At 71.1% G+C, this 10698-nt stretch carries 12 protein-coding genes; 10 read left to right on the top strand and 2 right to left on the bottom strand.

Going from position 1 to position 10698, the window contains the following annotated elements; all coding sequences use genetic code 11:
* Positions 1-73: 73 nt before the first annotated feature.
* Entirely contained in the window at positions 74-1402 is a 1329-nt protein-coding gene (locus Q7X29_RS24815) for a M16 family metallopeptidase (RefSeq protein ID WP_316575514.1), read from the top strand.
* A gap of 46 nt (positions 1403-1448) precedes the next feature.
* Here the strand turns inward: Q7X29_RS24815 and Q7X29_RS24810 are convergent, their stop codons facing one another.
* On the bottom strand, positions 1449-1781 hold the full coding sequence (locus Q7X29_RS24810) for an ArsR/SmtB family transcription factor (RefSeq protein ID WP_218717776.1): 333 nt from the start codon (positions 1779-1781) through the stop codon (positions 1449-1451).
* Between the two features lie 92 nt (positions 1782-1873).
* On the opposite strand from Q7X29_RS24810, the gene Q7X29_RS24805 reads away from it, so the two are divergent.
* Positions 1874-3079 (top strand): MFS transporter, encoded by a 1206-nt coding sequence (locus Q7X29_RS24805; RefSeq protein WP_218717777.1) that lies wholly within the window; start codon positions 1874-1876, stop codon positions 3077-3079.
* Here Q7X29_RS24805 and Q7X29_RS24800 read toward each other — a convergent pair.
* Positions 3076-3471 carry a VOC family protein gene (locus Q7X29_RS24800; protein WP_316576334.1) on the bottom strand — a complete coding sequence of 132 codons (396 nt, stop codon included), beginning with the start codon at positions 3469-3471 and terminating at the stop codon, positions 3076-3078. The genes Q7X29_RS24805 and Q7X29_RS24800 overlap by 4 nt on opposite strands.
* 134 nt (positions 3472-3605) lie before the next feature.
* On the opposite strand from Q7X29_RS24800, the gene Q7X29_RS24795 reads away from it, so the two are divergent.
* The 8 genes from Q7X29_RS24795 (at position 3606) to Q7X29_RS24760 (ending at position 10687) form a co-directional block, all read left to right on the top strand.
* On the top strand, positions 3606-4712 hold the full coding sequence (locus tag Q7X29_RS24795; RefSeq protein WP_316575513.1) for an alcohol dehydrogenase catalytic domain-containing protein: 1107 nt from the start codon (positions 3606-3608) through the stop codon (positions 4710-4712).
* A gap of 74 nt (positions 4713-4786) precedes the next feature.
* Positions 4787-5533 carry a 4-hydroxy-tetrahydrodipicolinate reductase gene (gene dapB, locus Q7X29_RS24790; RefSeq protein WP_218717779.1) on the top strand — a complete coding sequence of 249 codons (747 nt, stop codon included), beginning with the start codon at positions 4787-4789 and terminating at the stop codon, positions 5531-5533.
* 41 nt (positions 5534-5574) lie between these two features.
* Positions 5575-6027 (top strand): hypothetical protein, encoded by a 453-nt coding sequence (locus Q7X29_RS24785; RefSeq protein WP_374104846.1) that lies wholly within the window; start codon positions 5575-5577, stop codon positions 6025-6027.
* A 3-nt stretch (positions 6028-6030) separates the two neighbouring features.
* The gene (locus Q7X29_RS24780) at positions 6031-6483 is read left to right on the top strand and encodes a flavodoxin family protein (protein WP_218717781.1); all 453 of its coding nucleotides are present in this window, start codon (positions 6031-6033) and stop codon (positions 6481-6483) included.
* Between the two features lie 93 nt (positions 6484-6576).
* Complete coding sequence (locus Q7X29_RS24775) at positions 6577-7635, top strand: SDR family oxidoreductase (protein ID WP_316575512.1); 1059 nt, start codon at positions 6577-6579, stop codon at positions 7633-7635.
* A gap of 142 nt (positions 7636-7777) precedes the next feature.
* Entirely contained in the window at positions 7778-8452 is a 675-nt protein-coding gene (locus Q7X29_RS24770; RefSeq protein ID WP_394358728.1) for a response regulator, read from the top strand.
* Complete coding sequence (locus Q7X29_RS24765; RefSeq protein WP_316575511.1) at positions 8449-9669, top strand: sensor histidine kinase; 1221 nt, start codon at positions 8449-8451, stop codon at positions 9667-9669. The genes Q7X29_RS24770 and Q7X29_RS24765 overlap by 4 nt, the downstream gene beginning before the upstream one ends.
* A complete protein-coding gene (locus Q7X29_RS24760; RefSeq protein WP_218717784.1) occupies positions 9662-10687 on the top strand; it encodes a hypothetical protein in 1026 nt (341 codons plus the stop codon). The genes Q7X29_RS24765 and Q7X29_RS24760 overlap by 8 nt, the downstream gene beginning before the upstream one ends.
* Positions 10688-10698 lie beyond the last annotated feature (11 nt).

Raw genomic sequence — 10698 nt, 5'->3', positions numbered from 1 at the left:
CAGCACCCTGTTCGAGAGGTCGAGAAGCCATGTCAGTACAGCCGTCCGGTGGGATCGGGTGACGAAGCCACAGTTGACCGAGTCGACCGAAACCACTGACGACGTCTCCACCGCCGGTGGTGTGCGCCGCACCGTGCTCCCCGGTGGGCTGCGCGTGGTGACCGAGCACGTGCCCGGCGTGCGCTCGGCCTCCATCGGGGTGTGGGTCGGCGTCGGCTCGCGCGACGAGGGGCCCACCGTGGCCGGCGCGGCGCACTTCCTCGAACACCTGCTGTTCAAGGCGACGCCCACCCGCTCGGCGCTCGACATCGCCCAGACCATGGACGCCGTCGGCGGCGAACTCAACGCGTTCACCGCCAAGGAACAGACCTGCTACTACGCCCACGTCATCGACGAGGACCTGCCGCTGGCCGTGGAACTGGTCGCCGACGTGGTGCTCAACGGCCTGTGCCGGGCCGTCGACGTCGACGTGGAGCGGCAGGTGGTGCTCGAGGAGATCGCCATGCGCGACGACGACCCCGAGGACCTGGTCGCCGACTCCTTCCTCACCGCGCTGTTCGGTGACCACCCGATCGGGCGTCCGGTGATCGGCACCGTCGAATCCATCGAGGGCATGCGGGCCGCCCAGCTGCGCGGCTTCCACCAGCGCCGCTACCGACCGGACCGGATGGTCGTCGCGGTGGCGGGCAATGTCGACCACGACCGCACCGTCGAACTGGTGCACCGCGCGTTCGGGCCGCGCCTGGACGCCACCGTCGACCCGGCGCCGCGCCGTGAGGGCAGGTTCCGCGCGCAGACCGCGCCCAGCCTGGTCCGGATCAATCGCGACAGCGAACAGACCCACCTGGTCTTCGGGGTGCGCGCGTTCGGCAGGCACGAGGGACAGCAGCGCTGGCCGCTGTCGGTGCTCAACACCATCGTCGGCGGCGGCCTGAGTTCACGGCTGTTCCAGCGCATCCGGGAGGAACGCGGCCTGGCGTACTCGGTGTACTCGAGCGTCGACACCTTCGCCGACACCGGCGCGTTCTCGGTCTACCTCGGCTGCCAGCCCGAAAACCTCGCCCAGGTCACGACATTGGCGCGCGACGTGCTCGTCGACGTGGCCACCAACGGGGTCACCGACGCCGAATGCGCCCGCGCCAAGGGCTCGTTGCGCGGCGGGCTGGTCCTCGGCCTCGAGGACTCCGCCTCGCGGATGAACCGCATCGGCCGCAGCGAACTGAGCTACGGCAACCACCGCAGCGTCTCGGCCACCCTCGCGCGCATCGATGCCGTGACCACCGACGAGGTCAACGCCATCGCTCGCACCCTGCTCGCCCGCCCCTACGGCGCGGCGGTCGCGGGCCCCTACCAGCGCACCCGCGACCTGCCCGCCGCAGTCCGCAAACTCGTCGATCACTGACCCACGCCCCGCCGCTCGTGGGTGCCGTAGCGGTCACCGACCCGGGTCAGTCCCGTGCCGCCTGGTTGGCGGCGTCGACGATGGCGGGCAGCAGACCGGGGACCGCGTCCTCGACGGCGTCGGTGCGCAGCCGCTGATAGGTCTGGCCGTCGATGGTCAGGCGCTCGATCAGGCCCGCCTCGCGCAGGATCTTGAAATGGTGGGTCGCGGTGGATTTGTTGATCGCGTCGTAGAGCGCCGAGCAGCGGACCGGGGTACCCGCGTTGGCCATGCGGCGAACCATCTCCAGGCGGACCGGATCGTGCAAGGCGCTCAGCACAGTGGGGAGCCCGGCGACCGGCAGGGTCGGCGCCGGGGGGAGACCGTTAGCCTGTGTCATGATCTACCTCACTCGGGGGTTTGATACTCATCATACTAGGCGTAGGGTCTACGTCGTTCGATGGTGATCAAACTCTGCTGATAGGGGCTGCCATGGTGGCGTCGACGATCGCTCCGGTCGAGTCGGGGAAGCGGTGGGCCTACGGGCTGGTCCTCGCGGCGAGCGCGGTGGCGCTCGGTGTCTCCGGCGCGCCCGCGCCGCTCTACGGCATCTACCAGACCGAGTGGCACCTCTCACCGCTCACCACCACCATGGTGTTCGCCGTGTACGCGGTGGCCGCCCTCGGCGCGGTGCTGGTCTCGGGCCGGATCTCGGATGTGGTCGGCCGCAAGCCCGTGATGGTGGCCGCGTTCGCGACCATGATCCTGGGCCTGGTGGTGTTCCTGCTCGCCGACTCCGTGCCGATGCTGTTGCTGGCCAGGGCATTACACGGCGCCGCGGTCGGCGCGACCGTGGTCGCGGGCGCCGCGGCCCTGCTGGACCTGCGGCCCACACACGGAGCGCGGTCCGGTCAGCTCAGCGGAGTGGCGTTCAATGTCGGAATCGCGGTCGCGGTGCTGGGCACCGCGGTGCTCGCGCAGTACGCGCCCTCGCCGCTGCGCACGCCCTACGTGGTGATCGCGGTGATCTGCCTGGCCGCGGGTGCGGGCATCCTGGCGGTGAGCGAGCCGCACACGGCCCGGGTGAAGTCGCGGATCACGATCGCGAAACCCGCTGTCCCGCACGAGATCAGGGCCGATTTCTGGTTCTCCGCGATCGGCGTGATGGCGGCCTGGTCGGTGCTGGGTGTGCTGCTGTCGCTGTATCCGTCACTGGCCGCGGCCGAGACCGGCGTGCACAACCTGGTGTTCGGCGGCGTCGTCGTCGCGAGCACCGCGCTCGCCGCCGCGCTGGCGCAGCTGTTCGCCTCGCGGATTCCGGCGCGCCGGGCCGCCGTCATCGGCGACCTCGGCATGGCCGCCGCGCTGCTGGCCACCATCCCGGCCCTGGCCACCAAGCAGCCCGCCGTCGTCGTGCTCGCCGGGCTGGTGCTCGGTGCCACCTTCGGTCTGGGCTTCGGTGGTTCGCTGCGGCATCTGTCGGAAGTCGTTCCGCCCCACCGCCGGGGCGAGACCATGTCGGCCTACTACCTGCTGGCCTACTCCGCGATGGCGTTGCCGACCCTGGCCGCGGGCTGGGCTGCCACCACCTGGGGCCTGTCGACGGTCTTCCCGTGGTTCATCGTGCTCGTCTCGGTGGCCTGCGTGCTGGCCGCGCTGCTCGGGCTCCGGGGAACCCGGGCAGCGCGGGTGAACTAAGCGGGCCAGCCGCCGTAGGGCACGGTGATCAATTCCATGAAGTGGCCGTTGGGGTCGAGGAAATAGACCCCGCGGCCACCGTCGTTGTGATTGATCTCGTTGACCCCGTGTTGCATCGGGTCGGCCCAATGATCCATTCCGTAGCGCTGGATCTTGGCATAGGCAGCATCGAACTCGGATTCCGAGACGAGGAATGCGTAATGCTGCGGCTGGATTTCGGAAACATGTGGCGGCACCTTCGCGAAATCGAAGGTGACGCCGTTGGCGACGGGGATCGGAATGAACGGACCCCACTCTTTTCCTATGTCCAACCCGAGGAGATCCGCCCAGAATTCGGCGGTTTCCCGATTATCGCGACATCCGACAATGGTGTGATTGAACTGTACTGGCAGTGGATTTCTCCTTGTTCGTGATGGCGCCGACCCTGGGCACGGTACGAGGCGGCCGACAGGAGCACCATCACCGCGAACGAGATTAGCCACCGATCCCGGATCGTGCAATGGCCGCGCGGGGTAGCGTCGCGCACATGAGGATTCGTGGAGCCGTCCTGGAACGCATCGCCGCGCCCGCGCCGTTCGCCGAGTCGCAGCCGATCACCGTGTGCGATCTCGAGCTGGCCGCGCCGGGCCCCGGGGAACTGCTGGTCCGGATCGAGGCGGCCGGACTGTGCCACTCCGATCTGTCGGTGGTCGACGGCAATCGGGTACGGCCGGTGCCGATGCTGCTCGGACACGAGGCGGCCGGGGTGATCGAGGCGCTGGGCGACGGAGTCGCCGATGTGGCGGTGGGGCAGCGGGTCGTGATGACGTTCCTGCCGCGCTGCGGCGAGTGCGCCGGCTGCGCGAGCAACGGCCGCACCCCGTGCGCGCCCGGCAGCGTCGCCAACAACGCGGGTGAGCTGCTCGGCGGGGGCCGCAGGTTGCGCCGAGACGGCGCCGAAGTGCACCACCACCTGGGCGTGTCCGGTTTCGCCACGCACGCCGTCGTCGACCGGCGCTCGGTGGTCCCGGTCGACGCCGACGTGCCACCCGAGGTCGCCGCGGTGCTGGGCTGCGCGGTGCTCACCGGCGGCGGCGCGCTGCTCAATGCCGCGCAGCCGGGCAGGGGGGATCGGATCATGGTCGTCGGGCTCGGCGGCGTCGGCATGGCGGCGGTGCTCGTCGCGGTCTCGCTCGGTCTCGGCGAGGTGATCGCCGTCGACACTGTTCCCGAAAAGCTCTCGCTGGCAAAGGAATTCGGCGCCACCGCCGCGTTCACGCCGGGCGAGATCGCCGAGCGGGGAGTGCAGGCCGAGGTGGTGGTCGAGGCCGCGGGCAATGTGCGCGCCTTCGAGACCGCCGTCGCCGCCACGGCGCCCGGTGGCGTCACGGTGACGGTCGGCCTGCCCGCTCCCGACGCCACCGCGACGATCTCGCCGCTGGCCCTCGTCGCGCAGGGGCGCAGCATCGTCGGCAGTTACCTCGGCTCGGCCGTGCCCGAGCGCGACATCCCCGAATACGTGCGCCGGTGGCGGGCCGGCACCCTCCCGCTGGAACGCCTCGTCTCCGCCCGGATCGGGCTCGACCAGGTCAACGCGGCGATGGACGAACTCGCGGCGGGCGCGGCACTGCGCCAGGTGATCGTGTTCGACTGACCTCGCCGCCGGGTCACCCGTCGCTGCTCGATAGGCTTGCCGGTAAGGGTGAAGCGAGACACGAGGAGATACGGGTGACCATTCGGGTCGGAGTGCTCGGAGCACGCGGCAAGGTCGGACAGGCCATCTGCGCGGCCGTGGAGGCGGCGGCCGATCTGGAGCTGGTCGCCCAGGTCGACAAGGGTGACGCGCTGGAGACGTTCACCGAGACCGGCACCCAGGTGGTCGTCGATTTCACCCATCCCGACGTGGTGATGGGGAACCTGAAGTTCCTGATCGAGAACGGGATCCACGCCGTGGTCGGCACCACCGGCTTCGACGAGGTGCGCCTGGCCGAGGTCCGGGGCCAGCTGGCGCAGCGTCCCGAGGTCGGCGTCCTGATCGCGCCGAACTTCGCGATCGGCGCGGTGCTGTCGATGCGGTTCGCCGAGCAGGCGGCGCGGTTCTTCGAGTCGGTCGAGGTCATCGAGCTGCACCACCCGAACAAGGCCGACGCGCCCTCGGGCACCGCCTACCGCACCGCCGGGCTGATCGCCGCGGCTCGCGCCGAGGCGGGCGTCGGCCTGAGCCCCGATGCCACCACCACCGAGCTCGAGGGCGCCCGTGGCGCCGACGTCGACGGTGTGCGGGTGCATTCGGTGCGGCTGGCCGGCCTCGTCGCGCACCAGGAGGTGCTGTTCGGCACCCAGGGCGAGACGCTGACCATCCGCCACGACTCCATCGACCGCAACTCCTTCGCGCCCGGCGTGCTGCTCGGGGTGCGCGAGATCGCCGGGCGGCCGGGGCTGACGGTCGGGCTCGACCCGTTCCTGGATCTGTGAACGCGTCCGAACCCGCCGCGTGGCGACCTGATCGTCAGGTCGTGAAAATCGTCGCGCTGGTGGCTTTCCTGGTGCTGGCGCTGATCTACTACTTCGTGCGCCTCGGCGGGCTGGCCATCGCCTACATCGCCGACGGCGGGTTCGCGGGGATCGCGATCGGCATCGGCATGCTGCTGCTGCCGATCGTCGGCGTGTGGATCGTGTGGGCGACGCTGCAGGCCGCACTCGCGCACCAGCACCTGGCCCGGCGGATCGACGAGGAGGGCCTCGAGGTCGACACCTCGGAGCTGCCCCGACGGCCCTCCGGCCGCATCGAGCGCGACGCCGCCGACGCGCTGTTCGCGCGGATCAAGACCGAATGGGAAGCCGACCCGGACAACTGGCGCTCTTCCTACCGGCTCGCCCGCGCCTACGACTACGCGGGTGACCGCACCCGCGCCCGCGAGACCATGCGCCGCGCGGTCGCCCTGGAAAAGCTGGAACGCGAGGAATAGCCCGTGGCCCGGTTGCTGCTCGTCCACCACACCCCGTCGCCGCACACCCAGGCGATGTTCGAAGCGGTCCTCGCCGGCGCCACCGATCCCGAGATCGAGGGTGTGGAGGTGGTGCGCCGCGCCGCCCTGGCGGTCACCGCCGTCGACGTCCTCGAGGCCGACGGCTATCTGCTCGGCACCCCCGCCAACCTCGGCTACATGAGCGGCGCGCTCAAGCACGCCTTCGACACCGTCTACTACCCCTGCCTGGACTCGACTAGGGGTCGGCCGTTCGGCCTCTACGTCCACGGCAACGAGGGCACCGAAGGCGCCGAGAAGGGCGTCACCGCCATCACCACCGGCCTCGGCTGGGTGAAGGCGGCCGACTACGTGGTGGTGTCGGGCGCACCGACCAAACCCGACCTCGAGGCGTGCTGGAATCTCGGTGCGACGGTCGCGGCGCAGTTGATGGCCTGAGCCGGCGCGCGCACCACGGTCGGCGGCCGTAGACTCCGCCTCGAATCGATCGGGGTGGGGAGTCAATCCCTGTGAGCGACAAGGGAATCGACAATGGCGATCGTTCTGGTGACCGGCGCCACCGGATTCGTGGCCGGACACTGCGTTCGGGAGTTGTTCGAGCACGGCTATCAGGTGAGGGCGACCGTGCGCGAGCTCGGCGCGGCCGGGAGGCGGGCCCACCTGGTGGATCTCGCCGAACGGCTCGGTGGCTCGGTGGACTTCGTGCGGGCGGATCTCACCTCCGACGACGGCTGGGACGTCGCGGTGCAGGGCTGCGACTACGTGCTGCACGTGGCCTCGCCGATACCCGATGGCGGCACCGAGCCCGAGCGGGACATGATCGAGGCCGCCGTCGAGGGCACCCTGCGGGTGCTGCGGGCGGCCGCCGCGAGCCCGACCGTGCGACGGGTCGTGCTCACCTCCTCGATCGTGACCGTCAACCAGGGCCACGACGTGGACAAGGTGTTCACCGAACAGGACTGGTCGAATCCGGATCGGCTCACCGGCTACGACAAGAGCAAGGCGCTCGCCGAACGTGCCGCCCGGGACTTCGTCGACCGGGCATCGGGGCTCGGATTCGATCTGGTCACCCTGCACCCGCCGATGATCCTGGGACCGGTGCTGCATCCTCAGTCCAACATGTCGCACGAGCCGGTGATCCGGCTGCTCGGCCGCAAGGTGCTGGGATCACTCGACGTGGGGTGGTCCACGGTGGACGTTCGCGATCTGGCGCGCGCCCATCGTCTCGCCATCGAAACCCCCGAGGCCGGCGGGCAGCGCTACATCTGCGGCGGCGACCACGTGTGGATGCGCGAGATGGCGAGCATTCTCGCCGCGGAGTTCGGCCCGCGCGGCTTCACGGTGCCCTCGCGCACACTGCCCGACTGGCTGGTCCGGCTCGCGGCGCTGACCGACGACGCCGTCCAGCGCGTCGTGCCCGCCTTGGGCAAACGGGAGCGGGTCAGCGCCGCGAAGGCGAAAGCCGAACTCGGGCTCACCTTCCTGCCCGTGCGGCAATCGGTGCTCGACACCGCCGAGAGTCTGCTCGCCCATGGTGTCGTCGCCGCGCCGAGGCCACGCTGGTGGTCGCGCCGTGGCCGCATCGGCTGAGGCCGCGTACCCCCGCGACGTGGGCGGATCGGCGTGGCCCCGAATTCTGGTGGGCTGACAGTCGGCGGTCCGATGCGGTAGAACTCGACACCGACGGGTTGCGGGCTGGCCGCGGATGGGTGTTCGAGATGGGGAGTGGTCGGTGAGCGAGTTGCAGCAGACTCCGGCGGTACGGCGGATCGGACTGGTCGAGGACCACGAGTCCGTCGCGATCGGGCTGGCGGCCATGCTCGGGCCAGAACCCGATCTGGACCTGGTCGCGACCGCCGACACCGTGGCCGGGCTGCTCGCCGCCGACGACGCCCTCGACCTGGTCGTGCTCGACCTGCGCCTACCCGACGGCTCGACGCCCGAGGACAACGTCACCACGCTGCGCGAACGCGGCATCGAGGTACTGGTGTTCACCGGTGCCGACAACGCGTTCCTGGTGCGTTCGGCGGCCAAGGCGGGCGTGCTCGGGGTGCTGCGCAAGTCCGAGAGCGTGGCGACCGTGGTCGCGGCGGTGCGCCGGGCCGCCTCCGGGGAACAGGTCGTCACCACCGACTGGGCCGCCGCGATCGACGGCGATCCGCAGCTGTCCGACGTCGGGCTCAGCCCGCGTCAGGAGGAAGTGCTCATGCTGTACGCCTCGGGGGAGAAGGCGTCGCGGGTGGCCCGGCTGACCGGCCTGTCCGAGCAGACCGTCAACGACTATCTCGGCCGCATCCGGCAGAAATACGCGGACGCGGGCAGGCCCGCCCCGACCAAGACCGACCTGTACAAACGGGCCGTCGAGGACGGCTGGCTGCCCGTGCCGGAACGTCAGCAGCGCACGTGACCGCCACCGCGGTCCGCCCGGCAGCCGGGCCCGTCGCGGTGGACACCGAGCTCTCCCGGGCGGCGACCGATCAGATCCTGCGCCGGCTCGGCGTCGTCATCGGCGTCGGCGCGATCATCGTGATGACCCTCGAACTACCCGCCGTGCTGATCCAGCCGATCAACCGCTCGGTGTGGCCCGAGGTGCACCTGGTTGCCGCGTACCTGTTCTTCGCGCCGCTGGCGATCGTGTCGGCGCGCGGGCCGGTCACCGCGATCCGCCGGGTCGCCGCGGCGGCCGCGATCTGCTATCTGGCGGCCACCGTGACGACGCCGCTGGTGTATTCGGTGGTGACGGTCGGATCGTTCGCGTCGTGGCCGTATCGCGGGCTGGTCCTCGGGGTGATGGCCGGCGGTCTGGCCTGGTCGGTGCGCACGGCCTCGTGCTTCGCGGCGGTGCTGGCCGTGGCCACCAGCGCGTCCAATGCCGCGGTGGTGCCGGACAGTTCGGCGTGGGCGCTGTTCGGCGACGTCACCAGGGCGCTCGGGGTGGCCGCGCTGTTCCTGTGGTGCGTGGTCTACGCGCGCACCGCCGCCGAGCGGGTCGACAGGGAGGCCGTCCGGCAGCGCTCGCGCGCGGCGACGGTCGCCGCGACGGCGGCCCGGGAACGCGAGGCCGCCCGCTTCGCCGCGCTCATCCACGACGCGGTGCTGTCGACCCTGCTGGAGGCATCGCGCACGACGGGCTCCACCGCGGCGCTGTCCGCGCAGGCGACCCGCACGCTAGACCAGCTCGAACAGGCGCGCAGCGCACCGGAAATCGATCATCTCGACGCCGCCGCGGCGGTGGAGTTCCTGCGCGCCGCGGTGCGCGAGGTCGATCCCGACGTGCCGGTCCAGGCGGCGCGACGCGGCGCGGATCTGTGCCTGCCGCTGGAATCGGCGCAGGTGCTGGGCGCGGCGCTGAGCGAGGCCGTGCGCAACAGCGTGCGCCACGCCGACGTGGCGGGCAGGCGGGTGCGTCGCGAGGTGGCCGTCACCGTGGCCACCGGCGGCATCAAGGTGGTGCTCTCCGACGACGGCGCCGGCTTCGACCCGGCCCGGGTGCCCGCCGACCGGATGGGCATCGCCGGCAGCATCCTGGGCCGGATGCGCACGCTGCCGGGCGGGGCGGCCTTCGTCGAGTCGGCCCCCGGCACCGGCACCGTGGTGACCCTGGTGTGGGGCAGCCATGGCTGAGCGGGACCTGCCCTTCGGCATGCGCGACCTGTTCGGCCTCAGCGACGGCATGGCCTGGCTGTTCGTGGTGATCTTCGAAGCCACCATCGTCATGTACCTGCGGGTGAACTTCGACATCGTCCCACCGATCCCGGCCGCCGTCGCGCTGGTGCTGATGGCCGTGGCCGCGCTGGTCGTGCTGGTCTTTCCGGTGGATCCGCTGCCGTGGCCCGCTACCGCCTACGTCGCCTGCGCGGGACCGGCCGCGATGGCGCTGACGGTGCCGTGGATCGAGAATCCCACGGGGTTCTCGCATCAGCTGTGGACCGCCTACCCGACCTCGTATCTGCTGGCGATGCTGGTGCTGCGCGGGCGGATCCTGTCGGCCTGGCTCGGTGTCGCGGCCGCCGCGACGGTGCTCGTCACGATGGGGGTGTTCACCACCTGGCATCCGGAGACGGTGGTGCGGGCGCTGACCCCGGTCGCCACCGTCGGCGTGGTGACGGTGTTCATGGCGATCGTGCGGCCCACCCAGCGCTCGCTGCGGGAATTGCGCGGCCAGGCCAACCGGCGCGCGGCCACCGAGGCGGCACTGGCCGCGGCGGGCGCCGAACGCGACCGGCAGCTGACCCGCCTGGACCTGCTCGCCCGGCCGATACTGGCGCGTATCGCCGAGGGCGCCCATCTCACCGACGACGAACGCGAACAGTGCCGACTGCTCGAGGCCGAACTGCGCGACGGACTGCGTGCGCCCGAACTGGTCACTGAACAGCTCAGCGCCGCCGCGCGCGCGGCTCGCGCGCGCGGCGTGGAGGTCACCCTGCTCGACGACGGTGGCTTCCGCGGCGTGCCGACCTGGGTGCGCCACAACGTCATCGATGCCGCGGTCGAGGCCCTCGACAGCGCCGAGGAGGGCACGGTCACGGTGCGGGTGCTGCCGATCGGGCGGCGCTGGGTGGCGACCGTGCTGGCCGCCGCCGCGGCCGGTGACCGGCGCACCGAGATCGACACCGCGGGCGTCGTACGGGTCTCCACCTGAGCCGCGCTCAC

It is taken from the genome of Nocardia canadensis (assembly GCF_032656385.1).
Taxonomy (GTDB): domain Bacteria; phylum Actinomycetota; class Actinomycetes; order Mycobacteriales; family Mycobacteriaceae; genus Nocardia; species Nocardia canadensis.
The sequence above is the reverse complement of the archived record's forward strand: the minus strand, read 5'-3'. Positions and strand labels throughout refer to the sequence as shown.